Source organism: Calditrichota bacterium, from assembly GCA_013112635.1.
Taxonomy (GTDB): Bacteria; Calditrichota; Calditrichia; order Calditrichales; family J004; genus JABFGF01.
On the sequence record JABFGF010000001.1, the window covers coordinates 413,241 to 434,798 of the forward strand.

9 protein-coding genes are annotated in these 21,558 nt (G+C 36.1%); all 9 read left to right on the plus strand.

Annotated elements, in window-relative coordinates; all coding sequences use genetic code 11:
- The first annotated feature begins 94 nt into the window (after window positions 1-94).
- Window positions 95-2,254, plus strand: coding sequence for a T9SS type A sorting domain-containing protein (locus HND50_01915; protein ID NOG43958.1), 2,160 nt, complete (start codon window positions 95-97; stop codon window positions 2,252-2,254).
- Between the two features lie 42 nt (window positions 2,255-2,296).
- Entirely contained in the window at window positions 2,297-5,182 is a 2,886-nt protein-coding gene (locus HND50_01920) for a T9SS type A sorting domain-containing protein (protein ID NOG43959.1), read from the plus strand.
- A 24-nt stretch (window positions 5,183-5,206) separates the two neighbouring features.
- Window positions 5,207-6,619 (plus strand): hypothetical protein, encoded by a 1,413-nt coding sequence (locus HND50_01925; protein NOG43960.1) that lies wholly within the window; start codon window positions 5,207-5,209, stop codon window positions 6,617-6,619.
- Between the two features lie 65 nt (window positions 6,620-6,684).
- On the plus strand, window positions 6,685-8,910 hold the full coding sequence (locus HND50_01930) for a T9SS type A sorting domain-containing protein (protein ID NOG43961.1): 2,226 nt from the start codon (window positions 6,685-6,687) through the stop codon (window positions 8,908-8,910).
- Window positions 8,911-8,949: 39 nt separating this feature from the next.
- Complete coding sequence (locus tag HND50_01935) at window positions 8,950-10,692, plus strand: DUF1028 domain-containing protein (protein NOG43962.1); 1,743 nt, start codon at window positions 8,950-8,952, stop codon at window positions 10,690-10,692.
- Window positions 10,693-10,726: 34 nt separating this feature from the next.
- On the plus strand, window positions 10,727-12,073 hold the full coding sequence (locus HND50_01940) for a T9SS type A sorting domain-containing protein (protein NOG43963.1): 1,347 nt from the start codon (window positions 10,727-10,729) through the stop codon (window positions 12,071-12,073).
- 9 nt (window positions 12,074-12,082) lie between these two features.
- Window positions 12,083-14,356, plus strand: a complete 2,274-nt coding sequence (locus HND50_01945) for a T9SS type A sorting domain-containing protein (GenBank protein ID NOG43964.1) — start codon at window positions 12,083-12,085, stop codon at window positions 14,354-14,356.
- 333 nt (window positions 14,357-14,689) lie between these two features.
- Entirely contained in the window at window positions 14,690-19,327 is a 4,638-nt protein-coding gene (locus tag HND50_01950) for a T9SS type A sorting domain-containing protein (protein ID NOG43965.1), read from the plus strand.
- Between the two features lie 5 nt (window positions 19,328-19,332).
- The gene (locus HND50_01955; GenBank protein NOG43966.1) at window positions 19,333-21,540 is read left to right on the plus strand and encodes a T9SS type A sorting domain-containing protein; all 2,208 of its coding nucleotides are present in this window, start codon (window positions 19,333-19,335) and stop codon (window positions 21,538-21,540) included.
- The last annotated feature ends 18 nt before the right edge of the window (window positions 21,541-21,558 follow it).

The following is a 21,558-nucleotide window of genomic DNA, read 5'->3' on the forward strand; positions in this document are numbered from 1 at the left end:
ACCGTTATGAATCCTGTATTTTGACAAAAACAATAAGTAACCGTACTCAAAATAGTTGCTTTTAAGATAAGTTTTCTATCTAAGGAGGAAATGTATGAAGTACTTCCTGTCTATTTTGTTTTTTTGTCTTTCGGTTTGCCATTCACAATTACTCTACAAATTTGATGAGATTGCTCGCAATACTCACTATGGAACTGCAAGAGATATAGCAATTGATTCAAATGGAACAATTTTCCTAATAAATGATGAACATTTAAGAATTTTTAATTATGAAGACTCGATTCTAATATTGAGATCAGATTACTCATTTGAGCATGAAACTCCCATTAAAGTAACTGTTACTTCAGATGGAATCATTTTTCTCGCAGGTCAAGATGGCTTGTATGCATATAATTATGATGAAAGTCTTACACTAATTGATTACGCTCTTTATGAAGATGGTTATCCTAAAGCAATAACAACAAATAAAAATGGAAAGGTATTTCTTGCCACAGGATCTGGCGGTTTGTACGCTTTTAACTTTGATGGTTCAAATTTAATAAAAACAGCCCATATTGATAGTGGCGGATATGCAGTTGATGTAGTTGTGTACAATGACAGTACAATCATTTTAGCAAATGAAGATGATGGTTTGCGGGTATACACTTATAACGGGATTTCGTTTTTTGATTTGGCACATATTCCTATTGATAGCGGCTATACTGCTGAAATTGAAATGAACGACGATGGGATCATTTTTGTAGTAAATAGTATGTGGAATGGTAATGATAATTTGATAGCATATGTTTTTGATGGATTTGATTTTACTAATATTGCCAACCTACAGCTTGATGATAACGATGCCAGAGTGCTTTCTTTAAGTAAAGATGGTGATATTCTTCTTTACCAGGATAAAAAGGCTTTATTTGCCTATAGTTTTAACGACTCGTTTTTTACAAAGACAGCGCAAATTGATATTGAAGAGTTTGTTTATGGTATAAGTGTAAATAATGAAGATGTTGTATTTTTGGCAAATGCTGTAGATGGGCTGCGGGCTTACGATTACTATGGATCTTCATTTACAAATACGGCTCATTTTTCGAATGGAACTGCCCGAAACGTAGTCCTCGCAGATGATGGAACTGTCTTCTTAGACAATGGTGAGGATGGTCTACGTGCTTATACGTTTGATGGCGAATCATTGAATAATACGGCCCATTTTGACTTAGAAAAAGATATTATGGGTTTGACCATTACTGCTGATAACAGCATTGTTTTTGCAGCCCACGATAGCCTGTTTGCTTATTTTTATGATGGTAATAACTTCACAAATACAGCAATGACTGCAATTAAGGGTGAAAGTGGATATGTTGAAGATATTGAAGTTAATTCTGACAATATGGTATTCCTTGTTAGTTCAATAGGTGGATTGTTGGCCTATAACTATGATGGGGTCTCTTTTAATAATACTGCTCATTTTAACCAGAGCTCTTCAAACCATGACCTTGCCATTGTAAACGATAGTACAATCTATATGCTTGGTGATAGTATATGGGTTTTAAACTATGATGGGATTTCCTTTATTAGAGTTGCAGCGATAAAATCCAACGATTTTTCCAGGATTGCTGTTGGCATTGATGGTACTGTTTATGCCAGTAATTATGATAGTTTGTATGCTTTTAGCTTTGACGGTTTTAATTTTTTAAAATTGGCACAAATACAAACAGAGCTTCATGTAGGTGAGATAAGAGTTAGCAGTGATAATCATATTTTCGTTACAACTTTTGGATATAGTAGTTCCGGACCTTTATACGCATATGGCTTTAACGGTGAATCATTCTACAAAACGGCTGAAAATGAACGGGGAGGAGTAGATATAGCTCTTGGAATGGATGGGATTGTTTACCTAGCGGGATCGACCAGTGGAAGACGTTGGCGACCCGGACCATTAATCGCTTATAGATATTCATTTTTTACTTCTATAAATGAAACTGCTATAAGTAGCATACAAGGATTTGCATTAAAGCAAAATTTTCCTAACCCATTTAATCCAAATACAACTATTGAATATCAATTGAACAAAACCAACAATGTTGATTTAAGTATATACAATATTCTTGGTCAAAAAGTCTCTACTCTGGTTCAGAAAACGCAACAGGCTGGTAGTTACAAAGTGAATTGGAATTCCAATGGAGTCACAAGTGGAGTTTATTTTTATACACTAAAAACATCCGATGGATTTGAGGAAACAAAAAAGCTGGTTGTAATAAAATAACCTCAGTTTAAGCCATTAAGATTATTTTAACAGGAGGACACGATGCAAAAGCTTATATTTATTCTTTTGGTTATATTTACTGTTGCCTATTCAGATATAATCAATGTTCCTGGCGACCAAAGTAGTATTCAAGGAGGTATAAATACATCGGATCACGGCGACACTGTATTGGTTGCGCCAGGGGAGTATTTCGAAAACATTCAATTTGCAGGAAAACGCATTTTGTTAACAAGTCAATTCATTTTTGAAAAAGACACATCTTTCATTAGCAGCACAATAATTAATGGAAGCGGAAATAATAATTCTGTGGTTAAATTTAGTTTTAATGAGGATACAACTTCCATTTTGAATGGATTTACAATTACTGGAGGCAAAGGCAGTTTTTATTCTGGATGGGCTTCTTATGCTGGAGGTGGAATTTATGTAACTAATGGAGCCAAGATTACTAATAACCACATTATTAATAATAGTATACATCATAATACAAATGAGGTAGATGGAGGTGGAATTTTTATTGTAACTGGTTATTCAAATGATGATACAAACGGGAATGTAATCATTAAAAATAACCTAATTGCCAATAATAAAATAAGTGGCCGTAAATGGATTATTGGTGGTGGAGTTGCAGTTTTTGGTTTCGGGAAAACACTCATCTCAAATAATGTTATTAGAAATAATTCAGTAAATGCAGAGCTGCCACACGACTGGATTTCTGGTGGTGGTGGTATTTTCATACTTGACCGGAGCCCTAAAATAATTAAAAATATTATTGTTGGAAATGAAGCCCAAAATGGAGGAGGGATTGCAGCAATGGGTTTTCCTAGAGGTTTTAATTTCCGGTTAATAAATAATACAATTGCTGATAACAATGCTTCAATTACCGGTGGTGGCGCATGGTTTTCAAATGGGCATGCTACTGTTGTAAATAATATTTTTTGGAATAATTCAGCTCCCAAAAATCCTGATATTTTTACTCGTGGAGAATTAAATATTTCTTATTCAATTACCCAGGAAGCTTTCCCTGGGACTGGAAATATCCAAACCGATCCACTGTTTGAAAACAGTGATTATCATCTGGGAGGTTTAAGTCCGGCGATTGATGCAGGAAATCCTGAAGAAAAGTTCAATGACCTAGCTGATCCTGATAATCCGTCTGAGCCTTTATGGCCGGCAAAAGGAAGTCTGACAGCAGATATCGGATCATTTGGTGGAAATGACGCAGTCAACTTAGCAATTGAAGATTTTATTATTGAGGAAAATTTTCTTTATAAACAATTTAGCGATATGCATTATCGTTTTGCCTACCCTTTAAATTATGACCACATAAATCTATATCCATTAACAATTGTTTTACATGGCTCAGGAAATTGGGGCACTGATAATGAAAGTCAACTTCACGAAGGCTTATCCTGGAGGGTTAATGCAGAACATTATGGATATAATGATTTTACCATTTTACCACAAGCGCCAACCAACGGTGGGTGGGATGCGAGCGCTAATTTAAATACCGTCTTTAATTTGATAAAAACGACAATTGAAAATTTCCCAATTGATACCACAAAAATAGTCATTACTGGTTGGTCTCAGGGAGCCGTTGGCACTTGGAGATTATTAAATCTTCATCCCCGGTTATTTTCTGCAGCTGTACCTTTAAGTGGAGATGATAGAGGCGGTTTTGGAAAAATTAAACATATACCTGTTTGGGTTAATCACGGTAAATCTGATGAAGAAGTTGCTGTATCAACCTCACAATATTACATTTCCGAGTTTGAAAACACTGGATTAAATGCGATATATACTGAAAATCTAAGTGATGAACAGATTAGCGATGCAATTAATAATAATGCCAGACTTTTTTATTCAGAAATTATTGGTGCTGGCCATGATATTAATAGATATGCATATGATAATAACTTTTTATTCGATTGGTTGAATAAACAATCTCTTCCATTGATCCGTCCTGCAGAAACATCAATTAGCTCAATAAGTAAAGATAGTGTTTTATTTACACTGGTTTTTTTAAATCCGCATAATTTTCAGCATAATCAAACATTAAGAGTTGAAGATTTTGAAACAAATCCAATAGATAGTTTGCCTTTGTTTGATGACGGTCTACATGGGGATGAAAAGGCCGGGGACGGTGTTTGGGGAAATTATTTTAAACCGGTTCCTGAAGTGAAGTTTTATAGACTAGGAGTTCAAATAGCAAACATTGACCGGGAACATGAGTTCTTTTTTAATGATGTTGCACGGTATACAACAACTGGCCCAGTGCAGCCGCCAGAACAAGCTTACATTGATACCAGTTATAATAAAGATACAAATACTCAATCCTTTTTTTTGATTTTGCAAAATTTTGACACTTCAGCAATTGCAGAGGATCTTTCGGTTACTTTAAGCACAGATGATTTACGAATTGATAAAATGGAAATTGATACACGGACTTTTCTTGATCTTGCTCCCGGTGAAATAGATACATCCGATATATTTACATTCTTTTCATTTATTTATGGGGATGGTTTTCTTCCGGATTGCACACTCATAAATCCGATTTCGTTTAATGTTGATGTTTCCAGTGATGGTTATCTTTACTGGACATCTTCATTTGAATTTGTAGCAGACAAAATCTCAGCAATAAAGGGTGAACAGCTTTTATTACCTGAAAAATATTACTTAAACCAGAATTATCCCAATCCATTTAATCCTAGTACAGCCATTAAATATCAGTTGCCTAAAACCAGCAAAGTTGATTTAAGTATTTACAATCTTCTTGGTCAAAAGGTGATATCTTTAGTGAACAAAAAACAAAATGCCGGACAATACGCAATTGAGTGGGATGCCAGTGGCTTTAGTAGTGGTGTATATTTTTTGAAAATGAAAACTAACACAGGTTTTGTGCAAACACGCAAGCTTATCGTTTTGAAATAACTTGTAAAAAAAGGGAAGTATAAAATGAAAAAATTATATATTATCCTGGCAATCATTTTTTTGTTCCATTTATCCTGTGAAAATCAATCAGTAACACCTTCACATGATACGAACCTTAATGAGGGAACGATGGAAATTTCCCTGGATATGAGCAATGCACCACCTGAAGTATTTGCATTAACTGGAATATTATCTAACAGTAATGGGGTGGAAATTAGTTTTGATTTTGAACTTAGCGGAAACTCTGCTACTGCCTTGGTGGAAAATATTCCGGTTGGTGATTGGGTATTGCAGGTTAACGCTATTGATGCGGAAAACACGATTATTTACTCAGGATCAACTGAAGTAAAGGTGAGTGCAGGAGTGGTGACAACTATTTCTCTACACTTAAACCCCACGACAGGAAGTCTTCAAATAATTGTAACTTGGGGGAACGATTATATCAATATTCCCGATGAGAACCTTTTAAATGCGTTGATTGAAGCCAGTGTGGATATAGATGGTGACGGTTTAATAAGCAAAATAGAAGCTGAAGCTACTACAACGTTAATAATGCGCCATCGTAATATTTCTGATTTAACAGGTCTCGAAGCTTTTATTAATCTCGAAACACTGGATTGCAGTTACAATCTTTATTCCAGCATCGATGTTTCAAAAATGAAAGATCTGGTTTACCTGGATTGCAGCGAGAGTAGGTTAAACGCTTTGGATGTAACAAATAATCTGAAATTAGAACACCTGGATTGTAGTGACTATCGGATACCAAAACTTGATGTTTCAAATAACCCTGAGCTCGTTTATCTAAATTGCCATAATAATTTAATTAAAGAACTTGATTTATCTAACAATACTAAATTAGAAGTTCTTTGGACGCAGGAAAACCAGCTCACTTATTTAGATTTATCGAATAATAAATCTTTAAAAGAAATCAGTCTGCATTCTATTCCAACATTGGTAAATGTCTGTGTTTGGGTGCTGCCATTTCCACCTGCCGGGGTTAACCTCGATAAATATGGAAGCCCAAATATAAAATTTACAACAGATTGTTTACAAGATGACCAGTTTGAAGAAAATGATGAATTATCAAATGCTGCTCCTTTAACGGAATTTACATATTATCACGATTTATTCATTTCTATCAACGATGATGACTGGTATTCCATGACCATCAGTGCCGACAGCCTATCCATCAAATGTGATTTTATCCATACGGATGGGGATATTAATATTGACCTGGTTGACAAAAATGGAAACGTATTAGCTACATCTCAGGGTAGTACTGATAATGAGAGAATCAATCATATCGTCTCCAGTTTAGAGACCTATTATATTCATGTTTATCAAGTTTCCGGAACCAATAACACCTATACAATCTGGTGGGATGATATTTGGCAGGGCGAAGGGAAGAGTGTCCGAGGTGGTCATGGAATTGAATAGAATCCATTTCTATTATTCTAGGAAAATATCGGGGAGTCTTTGCAATTTAATTTATCGGAGGTAATATGAAATTATTTACTCTTAACGTTGCAACTATAATATTATTTTCTGGTGTATTAAACGCTCAATTCACACACACTTTTTCAGAAACGGCTCGAAATACACACTATGGCAGTGTAGAGAGTGTCACGGGCGACTCAAATGGAACAATTTTTATAGCAAATGGATCGGGTGGCCTAAAGGCTTTTAATAAAACTGATACTAATTTGGTTTTCATCTCACAAATAGATGATGATAGTTCCCCATATAAAGTAATTATTGGACAAGATGGCACTATTTTTACTGTTGGAAGTAATTGGCGAATAAATGATTATAGATTATCTGCTTATAATTTTAATGGCCTTTCTTTTACTAAAAAAGATGAAATTGTAGTACCGGATTATTTCACAGATATTGCAATCGTGAATGATTCAACAATTTTTGCAGCTACAGATGATATGTTGATAGCTTATTCTTTTATAAGTGGAACTTTCTCCAAAGAACCTGTGGCCCAGATATCTGTTGATGGTCACTTAAATTCAATTGCTGTAGATTCAAACGGAATTGTTTTTACAGCTAACCTAAGAGAAATGCAGGCATATCATTATCATGACTCAACTTTTAAAAATATTGCTTCGGTAAATGTAAATGAATCTGGGGAAGAAGAGGATTTAACAATTGGTGTGGATGGCACCATTTTTTTGACGGTTGACAATTATCAAGACCATACCAAGTTATTCGCTTATAAATTTATAGATAGTGCATTTGTGTATAACACTCATATTGATGTTCCGGGAAGGCGATGGAGCGCAGGTGATGTTACTGTTGCCCCTGATGGAACGGTTTTTCTTGTAAAGTTTTTGTATGGGTTAATTGCTTATGAATATGATGGTTCTTCTTTTAAAAATTCAGGATACATTGATATTAAAGGTTCTGTTGAAGATATGTATATAAGCTCGAATGGTGATATTTTTTTAGCTAATGGTGGATTATCTATATATAATTTTGATGGCATTTCTTTTACCAAAACAGCAATTCAAATAAGGTACAGTGAAGCAAATGATGTTGTAACAAATAATAAAGGGTTAGTTTTTTTAGCAAATGGTGCAGATGGACTACGGGTTTATTCTTATGACGGGTCATCTCTTTTAAATATTGCCCACGCTTATGTGGACACCGGTCTTGCATCCGGGGTTTCATTAAGTCCTGATGAGACTATTTTTTTAGCAAATGGTACAGACGGCCTCCGTGCTTACCAGTTAAATGAATCGTCTCTAGTAAATACAGCCCATGTACCTTTTGATAGTGGGTATGCGCAAAAAGTGACAACAGATGCAAATGGGACTGTTTTTTTGGTTACCGAAAAAGAATTACAAGCATATGATTATAACGGTGTATCATTTACTAAAACGGCATGGACTTCGATTGATAGTGGTTTGATAAGCGATGTAACCGTTGTAGACGATGGTACTGTATTCCTTGCAGGTAACGGCTGGCGCAATCGAGGAGGCTTTCATACAGATGATGATGGATTACGTGCATACAAATATGATGGTCATTCATTTACAAATAAAGCCCATATTGATAATGATGGGTGGGCATCGGGTATTGCCCTGGGGTTGGATGGGACAGTCTATCTTGCAAATGGTGAAGATGGAATACGTGTATATAATTACTTTGATACTTTATTTACCAACATTGCTTTTACACTTGTTTTCAATGGCTGGGCTAGTGATGTAGCTATTGGATTGGATGGAAACATTTTTTTAGCAGATTCTGATTATGAAAGCAATTCACTATTCGCATATCAATACGAGAATAATTCCATTCTTAAAAATGTTGCGAAAAGTGAAGATATTGGCAAAGCAAATAGAGTTGTTGTCAGCGCGGACGGAACCATTTTCCTGGCCACGAACGATGAAGGTCTGATCGTTTATGAATACGCTGAAATAACTTCTATTTCCCATAACTCCTATAGCAATCCCGAAAGTTTTAAGTTAAATCAAAATTACCCCAATCCTTTTAATCCAACAACAACTATAGAATATCAGCTTCCCAAAACCAGCAAAATACAGTTGAGTATCTACAACCTGCTTGGGCAAAAAGTGGCCACACTGGTAAATAAAAAACAATCTGCAGGTAAGTACAGTGTTGAGTGGGATGCCACTGGTTTTAGCTCGGGCCTATATTTTTACAAACTTGAAACAGGCAGCGGATTTGAGCAAACCCGCAAATTGGTGGTGCTAAAGTAAAAATTAGAAAATTGATCCAGTTTATTTAGCGGAGGCAAAATGAAGGCGGTCTATATAACTTTCTTAATAATAATTCCTTTTTATGGATTTTCCCAACATACTTTTTCTATTGTAGCTGTTGATTCAGTTACAGGTGAAATTGGCAGTGCGGGAGCTACATGCCTAGACAATGTAATTCTTCAAGGTGAGGAAGGAGCACTGGTTATTAGTGATATTATTCTTGGAGTTGGTGCAATACACACCCAGGCTTGGTGGGATACAACAAACCAATTTGCAGCCCGAGCAAGAATGGAAAATGGAGACTCACCTCAGGAAATAATAGACTGGTTAATCCAAAATGATTCAGGAAAAGATGGGGCCAACATTAATGACCGGCAATATGGTATAATAAATATTAATAATGGACATCCTAGAACAGCCGCTTATACCGGAAGTAGTACCCCTTTTGTGACCAATCATATTCGTGGGGCAAATTATTCAATTCAAGGCAATACTCTTTTAGAGCGTGCTGTGCTTGATGATATGGAAAGCTCTTTTCTTAATACATCAGGCTCCCTTGCAGATAAGTTAATGGCAGCTATGCAGGGAGCAAAAAGAATTGGCGCAGATCGTAGGTGTTCCGATGATGGCGTGAGTTCTTTATCTGCATTTTTACGGGTTGCACAACCAAATGACACATTGTCCGGCTATGGCCAGTTAAATTTGGATATCAACATCGGCAATACGCCAAATAGTGTTGATCCAATAAATTCCCTGCAAAATGAATATGATCAATGGCTAATAGCAAATTATGATGCCGCCTATTTATCTCGAGGTTTAGTATCATCAACGTATTTACAACCTGGAATAGATACACTTACACTTTCAGCAGTTGTTTATAATCATGCTGAACATGATGTTGAAGTATTTGCCAAAATAACTGATAGCGATAATTTATTGGTTGATTCCCTTAGTTTATTCAATGATGGTTTGCATAATGATGCAGCTTTTGATGACAGCATATGGGCCGTTCAATTTAAACCCGAGTCTATTGAAAAAAGTTACAAGGTTAGTATTACAACTATCGACAAATCTGTAGGCTTATCCTTTATAAATAAAAACATAACACAATTTACAACTATTGGCCCAGTAAAAGTAACAGAGCGAGCATATATCGATACAAGTTACAACCAAGACACCAATACACAATTCATTCTACTAACCATAAAAAATTATGGGATAACTACCAAAGCCAAAGACCTTTCTGTTACTCTCAATACCGAAGATCCTAGAATAGAGAAAATGGAAATCAGCACAAGAACCATTCCTGATCTTGAGCCTGGTGAAATTGATACATCAACGATCTTTTCACTTTTTGCATTCGTTTATGCGGATAGTTTTCTTCCGGATTGCACACTTATAAATCCAATTCTGTTTAATGTTGATGTTTTCAGTGATGGGTATCTTTACTGGACATCTTCATTTGAATTTGTAGCCGACAAAATTTCTACTATAAAGGGTGAGCAACATTTAATACCTGAAAAGTATTACTTAAACCAGAATTACCCCAATCCATTTAATCCTGTAACAACAATCAGTTATTATTTGCCCAAAACCAGTAAAGTAAAACTATACGTATTTGATTTACAGGGCAAAATTGTTGCAACGCTGGTTAATAATAAACAATCGGCAGGAATTCATAAGGTTGAATGGGATGCCAAGGGATTTGCAACGGGTGTCTATTTGTACAAATTAGAAGTCGACGATTTTGTTAGGATACGCAAGATGGTTGTTCTTAAATAAGAAAACATTTCTTAAATCTAAATAAGGGGGTGTTATGAAAACTTATTTATTTAGTATTTTAATTTTAGTAGTTTCTAATAGCCAGGCTCAATATTCTCATACTTTTACCCTCGCTGCTCATGCCAATATTGAAGTGGAAAATGATGGTTATATTGGAAGGGGCAGGGATGTTGCAGTGGGCCTTGATGGTACAGTTTTTCTGGCCGTTGGATCAGAAGGATCTATATTGGGTTCGATTCTTGGTACTTTTGGTTTGTCTGCTTATAGTTTTAATGGTTCTTCTCTCATCAACACAGCATACGCTCCTATTGATAGTGGGCAAGCATTTGACGTTGCGGTTGGCCCAGACGGTATTGTTTTCCTTGCTAGCAGTAAAAGTGGAGGACATCATGGTGAACCTGGCGATGATGGTTTACGTTCTTTCATTTATCAAGATACTACTTTTACCAACACCGCACATATTGATGATAATGGTTCAGCTCGTAGTGTGATTGTTGGTCCGGACGGGACTGTTTTTCTTGCCAGTAGTGGAGATGGCTTACGCGCCTATAGTTATGATGGTGATTCATTTATAAACACAGCTCATATTTACAATGGCGATGATGCTGAAAGTGTTGCTGTTAATTCAAATGGAACTGTTTTTGTAGCTTATGGCGACTCTGGTTTATACGCTTATAGATATGATGACACATCCTTTACAAACATTGGTCATATTAATGATGAAGGTTGGGCCAATGGTGTGGTAGTTGGCCAGGGTGGAACTATTTTTCTGGCAAATGGTGAAGATGGCTTACGGGCTTATAATTTTGATGGTGTTTCATTTACTAACACTGCCCATGTTAATAATGTGGATGAAAAAGGTTTCGCCCATGATGTAACCATCGGATTGGAAGGAACAGTTTTTTTAACCGGTGGAGATGATGGCTTGAGGGCTTATGATTATAATGGTACATCTTTTACAAATACGGCCCATATTTACGATAGCACTGGTTCGGCCCACGGAGTAGCGGTTGGTCCAGACGGGACTATTTTTCTGGCTAATTGGGAAGGCGGTTTAGTTGCTTATACATACTCTCCTATTTCAGGTTTTGCAGATAAATTGTTAAGAAGTCCAATTCAATTTGTACTTTCACATAATTACCCCAATCCGTTTAATCCTAGTACAACTATTAAATACCAACTGCCTAAAACCAGCAAAGTTGATTTAAGTATTTACAATCTTCTTGGTCAAAAAGTGATATCTTTAGTGAACAAAAAACAACAGTCCGGACAATATGCAATTGAATGGGATGCCAGTGGCTTTAGTACCGGTGTTTATTATTATCAACTAAAAACAGACCGGGGATATATTAAAACCAGAAAACTTATTCTGTTAAAATAGGAGATTTCAATGTCGCGGGTTTTCTTAATATTAAATTTTGTAACGATTTGCGTTAATAACGCGTTTGGCCAGTGGGAAGTCCTAAATGAAAGCCCCAACCAGATGAACGATATGTTTTTTTTAAATGATGATACCGGTTGGCTATGCGGGGACAGTGTTATTTTAAAAACAGAAGATGCCGGAGAAAGCTGGAGCATTATTCCATTGAGCGATGGTTTGGTTTTAAAGCAAATCTTTTTCTCATCTGATTCAGTTGGTTGGGCAATTGGTTACTTCGAAGGGCAATGGGATCATAGTATATTTAAATCAGAAAATGGTGGAGAGTCATGGAGCTTATCAAAACAATTTAACGAGAATTGGTTTGTTCCAAAAATGAACGTTGTAAATGATAGTGTTGTTTTTGTAACTGGGATAAAAACCAGCACGGATGATTGTAGCGGATGGGTAATTAAAACCCAGGACGGTGGTTCCACCTGGGAAGTAATTACACCTACTACACCATTAAACAAAACAGATTTTGATTTTATTCATTTTTTTGATGGTTTAAACGGATTAGTGGCAGGGCAATGTGATGATAAGTTAATAATTCTTAGAACATCAGATGGAGGCTCTTTGTGGGAACAACAGGTTATTACCCAATTCTCAAACTTGAACCAAATACAATTTGGCTCTGATTCGATATTATATTTCATTACTTCTCAAAGAAAGGACTGGCCGGATCAATATTATTTTTGTTCTTCTACAGACACCTTAAAAAGCTGGGAAGTTTGTTATAGTAAACCCTTTCGTATAGGATCTGTTTTTATAAAAGAAGATGGTTCTATGCATTCTTTAATGGAAGACAGCCTCTATAACAGTAGCCTCTTTAAAAGTATAAATAAAGGAAAAAGCTGGGCTTTGCAATCATCAAATATTTTCGGTCACAAAATATATTTAGCGTCAGAACAGCAGGGTTTTATTTTTAGTTCAGAAGATGGAAGGAGGGGGCCATTTTTTTACTATTTGTGGGAAACAAAAGATGATGGAAAGTCATGGTCTTTTGATAATTTTCGCTTTCATTTTAACGATGTGTTTTTTATAGACCACAAAGTTGGATACGCCTGTGGGGGTATTCAGGGGTTTCATTTAAATACTGGCAAACTTTTTAAAACTATTGACGGTGGTAAAACCTGGGCATTGATTCAAGATACGGGAGAATTGAATTTTACTCATTGGAAAGATGAAGAAACTGGCTTTATAGCAGGAGGTTGGAATGAATTTTTACGAACTGAAGATGGCGGACTCAGCTGGGTTGAACTAAACAATCCTGATTCAACCGGATTTGAATTTTCTGTAAAGGAAATGATATTTACAGAAAATCGAACAGGATGGGCCGCAGGTTGGTCAGTGAATCAAACTTCAGGGGCAGCTATTCTTAAATCTGATGATGAAGGTAAAAGTTGGAATATAGCCTACAAAGTTTCAGAGACAGACGGCTTTAATTCTTTACATAATGTTGGCAATAATATATGGAGTGTTGGTGAAAATGGTTTAATCGCTACTTCAGTTTCTGGTGATTCATTCCGGCTTGAAAAGCCTTTTACAGATCTTCCGTTGACTAAAGTATTTTTCTCTGATGTGCAACACGGCTGGATCGCCGGTGGCTATTTCGATTATGATGATGATAAGTCCTATTTGAAACTATTCAAAACAGTAGACGGTGGCCAGTCCTGGCATGATGTTCCCGACTATGATTACAAGACAAATGATATGTTTTTTGAAGACAGTCTTCATGGCTGGGCTGCGGGTAACGATACTACTTTTAAGGGATATTCAGGCAAATCCGAAAGTGGGGTACTTTTAGAAACGCAAGATGGTGGAAAAAACTGGACAGCTCTGGCAGAAGGATTAAGTGCGCCATTAACAGCCATTCATTTTAAAGATGGTTTCGGTTGGGCAGTTGGTGGTAATGGCCTTGTCTTGAGAACCGATGATGGTGTAAACTGGATTGATCAAAGAACTAATAAAATATATGCAAACTCATTTAGTCTATCTCAGAACTATCCCAATCCATTTAACCCAGTAACTACGATAGAATACAAACTACCAAAGAGTAGCAAAGTGAATTTAAGCATTTACAACCTGCTTGGGCAAAAAGTGGCAACTTTGGTTAATGAAAAACAGGTGGCGGGAAATTACAAAGTAGATTGGAATTCACTGGGATCTAGCAGTGGGGTGTATTTTTATAAAATAGAAACAGACAATGGATATACAAAAACCAGAAAGCTTGTAGTATTGAAATAAAATTGATACCATGAAACTGGGCTAAATGTGTAAAAGACCCTGTTTCCAAAACCACAAATCGTAATAAACTACTCACAAATGCTATCAAAACTTTGATGGTTTATCAGAAATTTGATAAATCAATTTTTAGAAATGCATGAAATATTTGTTAAAACATTGATTGTTTTCATAAATATGGATTGGCATAAGTTTTGAACCTTCCTTTTAATAATCAATTTTTACAGACCAGACAATACATCTGTTGACTGATTTATAAATTATTGAATTTGCCAAAACCTTTGAATAACTTGTTTTAAAAGCGTTATTTCATCACAGCTATACTTAGAGTGAATAATGTTAAAAAAGTATAAATCAATAATATTTCTCCTTTTTGCCAACTGTGCATTTGCACAATCGCCCCATAAAATTTTTATAAATGAATTTCTGGCTTCAAATGTTTCGAATGATGCAGACATTGTTGATTTTGATGATTACTCTGACTGGATTGAACTTTACAATGATGAAGATTTTGATGTTGATATCGGCGGTTATTTTTTAACAGATGATTTTGACAATCCCATGCGCTGGGAAATTCCGGCAAATACAATCCTGCCTGCAAAAAGTTTTTTACGTTTTTGGGCTGACGGTTATAATGACAAACCAGGGAATACTTACTCGCGGCCATACCTGGATAAAAACTTGGATCCTATTTATTTTACTACAAAATATTACCATCTTAATTTTAAACTTAGCCGTGCAGGAGAACAGATTGGGTTGTTTGATCAAGCTGGCTCAGTAGTTGATTCAATAAGTTTTGGATTGCAATTGCGCGACGTTTCCATGGGAAGATATCCGGATGGAGCAGATGATTGGTTTTATTTTAGTGAACCAACGGCCGGAAAGCCAAATAACACACAACCAACCAAAAACACAGAATATTCTCAGGGGCCTGAGATAGATTTGCCTAGTGGGTTATACGGTGGTAACCAATTAGTAAATATCTTTTTAAATGATGAAATCAAGACCACTTTCACTCTTAATGGCTCTAAGCCATTTTATCTATCGGATTCCCTTGAAACAGGGCTAACAATTACGAACAATACAATATTAAGAAGTAGGAATTTTGAAAACGATAAGTTAGCAAGTCCGGTAATTACCCGTTCTTATTTTGTTGATGAGGAGACTTTACTTCCGGTTATTTCTATTGCTGCACCACCAAAAAGTTTATGGGATGATAAAGTTGGCATATATGAAAACAATTTCAAACAAAGAGAAATACCAATCTATTTTGAATACTTTGAAAAAGACGGAAGATTAGGGTTTGCCCAGAATGCGGGTTTAAGGCTGACAGGGCAGGCATCGCTTTATTATGGGCAAAAATCATTTACAATTACGGCACGAGAGCGATATGGTAAAGATGAATTTAATTTTCAGGTTTTTGCTGATAGGGAACTAAACAGTTTTAAAACATTATATTTGCGAAATGCGGGTTATCCTGATAACCAGAATACTTTTTTTAGGGATGGTTTGGCTGCCCGCCTTGTACAAAATAAAATGGATATTGATGTCCAGGCCTATTCTCCGGCTGTTGTTTTTATTAATGGTGAATATTGGGGTATATATAATATCCGTGACAAAATAAATGCTGAGTATTTGGCCTCGATTCATAACATTAATCCGGATGATATAGATTTGTTGGAATATACAGGAAGTTTTACTCCTGAAGTGATGGAAGGGAATGCCAATAATTACAATGAATTTTTTAATTTTATCGATGAAAATGATTTAACCATCACAGAGAATTACTATACTGTAGAAAACTGGATGGATATTGATGAATATATCAACTATCAAATCTGCGAAATTTTTTATGACAATGTTATTTGGCCAGCAGAAAACATGCGAATGTGGCGGGAGCGCAAACATGGTAAAAAATGGCGTTGGATTTTGCATGATATTGATTTTGGACTTGGTATGCCGAATTTGCAGTTCTCTGGTTTTACAAACAACACTTTAAGGCATGCAACATCTTCTAAACAAAAAGATAATCCTCCCCCTTGGTCAACACTCATTTTTAGAAAACTCCTGCAAAATGATGATTTTAGAATAAAATTTATTCAGGCTTTCTCAACTTATCTGAATACGGTTTTTCACCCTGATACGACGGTAACTAAGCTTAATATGCTTCGAAGTAATATAGATGCAGAGATGCCCCGCCATATTAGCCGCTGGCGAAATGAATCAGGGTACGGCAACCCAATCCCGGATTATTTTACCTGGCTTGGTCACGTTGATAGAATGAGGCAATTTGTTTTGAACAGGCCTGAATACCAAAGAGAACATATCGAAGAGTATTTTGGACTTCCAGGTCAATCAGAAATTACTTTTGAAATAAGTGAACCCGGCTCCGGAACAATTCGCATTAATAGTATGGCTTCAATAAAAGAAGAAGATTTTCATCTTTATTTTAAAGGTGTACCTCTAAAGCTACAAGCAATCCCAAATGTGGGGTTTAGGTTTGTTAAATGGAGTGGGGTAGCTGATTCTCTGCAGAATTCAATCACAGTTAGTGTTGACAAGGAATCAATGACAATTCAAGCTATATTTGAGCCTGTCACAATTAACACTATCCCATCGGTTGTTTCCTCTAATTTGGTGTTGGCTTCAATCAATTCTCCGTATTATGCATCTACAGATATTTTGATTGACTCAAGTGTGACACTTAGAGTAGAAGAGGGTGTTGAAATTATGATGCCCGAAGAGGCAAGTTTTATTGTCTGTGGTAATTTATTGATTGAAGGCACAGAGCAAAAACCAGTGACAATTCAACCAAATGAAAATTCTCAATCCTGGGGCGCTATTAGCTTTGTAAATGCTTCAGATTCTTCTATTTTGAACTATCTAAATATTGCTGGTGCAACAAAAGGCCCAAATTTTGAACGCGATCGGGCAGCTATATCCGGGCATAATTCAAGTTTTACTTTAAATAATGTAAAGGTTAACAACAGTCTGGCGCCAGTTTTCGCCAGGTTTGGAAAAGTGTCAATTAAAAATTCATATTTCACGATGGATATTTCCGGTGATTTAATAAATATTATTGGGGCAAAGTCAGCCCTTGTTGAGAATTGTGAATTTAAAGGAAATAACGAGTTCGACACCGATGCCATTGATTTTGATCAGGTTGAAAACGGGGTTATCCGAAATAACCGGATTTACAATTTTTATGGTTTTAATAGTGATGCAATTGATCTTGGCGAGGGGTCAAAAAATATTCTGGTTGAAAACAACATCATTTATAATATTCAGGATAAAGGCATTTCCATTGGTCATGGTTCAACCGCAACCATTAAAAGAAACCTTATTTTAAACTGCGATATGGGCATTGGTATAAAAGATTTTGATTCCTTTGGATATGTTGAGCATAACACATTTTATGGTAATAATTATAGTATTGCCTGCTTTGAAAAAAATATTGGTGAAGGCGGTGGATCGGCTGAAATAGTAAACTCTATTCTGGCAAATAGCAAAAGCGCTTCCATTTTAGTTGATCTCCAAAGTAGTGTCTTAACTTCATACACCTTGTCAAACACAGATATTATAAATGGTGAGTTTAATATTAAATCTGAACCCGGTTTTCTAAATAATTTAAGGCTAACTTCTGGTTCTTCGGCAATTAATAAAGGAAATCCGGACCTACCATCGGATCCTGACGGCAGCTTACCTGACTTAGGTGCTTTTCCGTTTAGCCCTGAATCTCAGCATAACCTGGTCATAAATGAAATTCATTACAATCCACTTGAAGGGCCGGATTATCAATTTATTGAAATTATAAATGTATCAGCAGAAGAAATCTCAATAGATAATCTACAGCTTTCCGGGGATGTGACTTATACTTTTCCGGCTGGTAAAATGGATGCAGGAGAGATTTGCATAATCGCTAAGGATGCTGCAAAGCACCAGGGAAACAGTTTTAAAGTTTATCAATGGGATAGCGGCGCATTATCAACAAATGACGGCGCAATATTCATTAAAAACGAGATTGGAAATTTTATAGATTTTGTCAATTACGATAGCCGGTATTGGTGGCCGGAACGTGCAAGTGGATCAGGTTCATCTTTGGAATTACATGCAACATCTTTGGAAAACATGGTTTCTTCTTCATGGAGAGCAAGCTATATTTCAGGTGGGTCGCCAGGAGAACCAAATAATGCTGTGGTAATCGATGGATTATATATTAATGAATTTCTTGCAAGCAATAGCTTAGTTAACGTGGATGAATTTGGCGAAAATGATGACTGGATTGAAATTTATAATGCCAATCCATGGCCGGTTAATACAAGCGGATTGTTTATCAATGATAATTTTTCAAGAACCTCAAAATACTTAATTCCATTTTCAAATCCGGAAAAAACAATTGTTCCTGCAAATGGATATCTTCTTTTTTGGGCAGATGGACAGCCTGAACAAGGCCCATTACATTTAAATTTTAAATTAGCTAAACTGGGTGAGCAGATAGCAATTGCCCAGCTTATAGAAAACGATACTCTGCTCATCGACTCACTGACATACTCAGAACAAACAACAGATATTTCTTATGGCCGCACACCTGATGGCTCAATTACCTGGGATTATTTCAGCAATCCAACACCTTATGCCTCGAATAAAGCCACAAGCATTAAAGCTCCAATTAAAAAGCTAATACATTTTTCTTTATCCCAAAACTATCCAAATCCCTTTAACCCTGTCACCACAATCGAATACACAGTAAGGGCGTATAGTGCGCCCCAACATATTGAGCTGTCTATATACAACATTCTTGGTCAAAAGGTAGCAACGCTGGTAAATAAAAAACAACCTGCGGGGAACTACAAAGTCATTTGGGATGCCAGTAGTTTTGCCAGTGGAATTTACATTTATCGATTAGAAACAAGTTCTTCAACAGGATCAGGAAACAAGCAAATCAAAACAAAAAAACTTATACTTTTAAAGTAGAAATTATGAATCGATTATTAATACTTTTTTTAATAGTACCAATTGTATTTGTTCAGGCTCAATGGGAAATTTTAAATGTGGGGCCAAATGGCAATCCAAGGGATATTGATTTTGTTGGTGAACAGGACGGCTGGATTGCCAGTGAAAACTCATTGTTAAAAACTACAGATGGTGGGGAATCATGGCAGGAATTAAATCTCAATTGGAGATTAAATAGTATTGATTTTGTAACAACCCAAACTGGCTGGGCAAACGGGTATAACAGTGGATGGAATGAAGTAATCTTAAAATCAGAAAATGGCGGATTTAACTGGGATCTTAAATATCAATATGATGGTGGGTATACTCGTGATATATACGCGTTGAGTGATGATACAGTTTTTGCTGTTGGTACATCGATAATTAGTACTTTTAATGGTGGGGAAACCTGGTCTGTTTATTCACCAAGCACTCAAAATGTACAATTGGAATCTATTGTATTTTTTAACCGGCAAATAGGAATTGTATCCGGTGGCATTTATAACTATCCTGAATATAATTCAATATTATTAAAAACACAGGATGGCGGAATCAGCTGGCAGGAAGTAATTATTTCAGAGTTTAGAAATATTTTTGAAATGCAATTAATAAATGATTCAATTCTGTTCTTTTCTGCAGAAAGCGACACGGGCAGAGGAATTCAGTTATGTATGTCGGTTGATTCTCTAAAAAGCTGGAACGTTTTAAATATGTTTGAAAATCTATATTTTGAGGTTGTACTTCCTTTCCATGCTATTTCGGAAGATTCAATTTTTGCAGTCGCCGGAGAATATAATGACACAACCGGTGCTTATTCATCCCGTATTGTAAAAAGTATAAATTCAGGTGAAGATTGGCAGATCATTAAAGAATTGCCTTCCTGGGGTTTTAATAAAATCTTTATAAATAAAAATAGAGGACACCTTATTGGAACTGTAGGTGTTAACGGTGGAATAACAAGTGCCTATGGACCGGTAATTTACGGTAGCGTAGATGCCGGAGAAAATTGGAATATAAAGAAAATGAGTTACCCGTATAGCGATCTGTTTTTTGTAGATGAGAATAAAGGATTTGTTACCGGTGGCAGCGATGATATTCATTTTCAAACAGGTGAGTTGTTTATAACAAATGATGGCGGCAATTCCTGGGAACTATCGCTTATAACAGGTGGAAACTCAGGCCCAATTGAGTTTGCAAATGATAATGTAGGGTTTTTAATTAGTTCTCAAAAAAGCATATTTAAAACAAGCGATAGCGGTTTTAGCTGGTCGAAGCTTTATAGCGGATCAAATATTTGGGATATACAGTTTTTAAATGAAAATAGTGGGTGGATGTCCAGAACGATATCAAATAACGCAACAATTTTGTCCACTAATGATGGCGGTGAGAATTGGGAATCTGAATACAGTGTGGTTGTAGGTAATTCATATTTGGGCTTTAAATGTATTTTTATGATTAATGAGAACTTTGGTTGGGCCGTTGGTGATGAAGGGATAATTGCAAAATTTAATGATGGGGATTGGGATTCAATTAGAAGTTTTACAAATTTGCCTCTTAATTCAGTTTTCTTTGTAGATGCAAACCATGGCTGGGTTAGTGCTGGCTATAACCCGGAAAACCAATTACTTTTTTATACTGATGATGGAGGGGAAAGTTGGAGTTCAAAAAAGTTCGATTTCAGAATAGAGGATTTATTTTTTCAGGATAATAATAAGGGCTGGATAGCAGGATGGGATTCTATGTGGAAAGGGTTGGTTATGCAATCTGAAAATGGAGGTAAAGACTGGCAGGTTTTAATTGATAGCCTGAAAGCTCCAATTACTTCCCTTCATTTTAAGAATGGACAAGCGTGGGCTGCTGGAGGACAAGGGTTGATATTGCATTCCGATGATGGCGTAAACTGGATTGAACAGCCAAATATTATTCCTGAAAGCGCGAAGCTATATCAAAATTATCCTAACCCATTTAATCCAAAAACATTTATTAATTATGACTTGCACACTTCGGATTATGTAGATCTTAGCATTTATAATGTTCTTGGTCAAAAGGTGGAAACTCTGGTATCCCAAAAACAAAATGCTGGTAATTACAAAGTAGAGTGGGACGCAGCCCGATTTGCCAGTGGGATCTATATGTACCAGTTAAAAACAAGCGATGGAAATATACAGACAAGGAAATTGGTGGTATTAAAATGACTTTTATTTTCAAAAGCA

What these genes read in the sequence shown, in the direction of transcription:
- HND50_01915 (NOG43958.1), top strand. Translation starts at nt 95, where the DNA reads ATGAAGTACTTCCTGTCTATTTTGTTTTTTTGTCTTTCGGTTTGCCAT.
- HND50_01930 (NOG43961.1), top strand. Translation starts at nt 6,685, where the DNA reads ATGAAATTATTTACTCTTAACGTTGCAACTATAATATTATTTTCTGGT.
- HND50_01950 (NOG43965.1), top strand. Translation starts at nt 14,690, where the DNA reads ATGTTAAAAAAGTATAAATCAATAATATTTCTCCTTTTTGCCAACTGT.
- HND50_01940 (NOG43963.1), top strand. Translation starts at nt 10,727, where the DNA reads ATGAAAACTTATTTATTTAGTATTTTAATTTTAGTAGTTTCTAATAGC.
- HND50_01935 (NOG43962.1), top strand. Translation starts at nt 8,950, where the DNA reads ATGAAGGCGGTCTATATAACTTTCTTAATAATAATTCCTTTTTATGGA.
- HND50_01945 (NOG43964.1), top strand. Translation starts at nt 12,083, where the DNA reads ATGTCGCGGGTTTTCTTAATATTAAATTTTGTAACGATTTGCGTTAAT.
- HND50_01920 (NOG43959.1), top strand. Translation starts at nt 2,297, where the DNA reads ATGCAAAAGCTTATATTTATTCTTTTGGTTATATTTACTGTTGCCTAT.
- HND50_01955 (NOG43966.1), top strand. Translation starts at nt 19,333, where the DNA reads ATGAATCGATTATTAATACTTTTTTTAATAGTACCAATTGTATTTGTT.
- HND50_01925 (NOG43960.1), top strand. Translation starts at nt 5,207, where the DNA reads ATGAAAAAATTATATATTATCCTGGCAATCATTTTTTTGTTCCATTTA.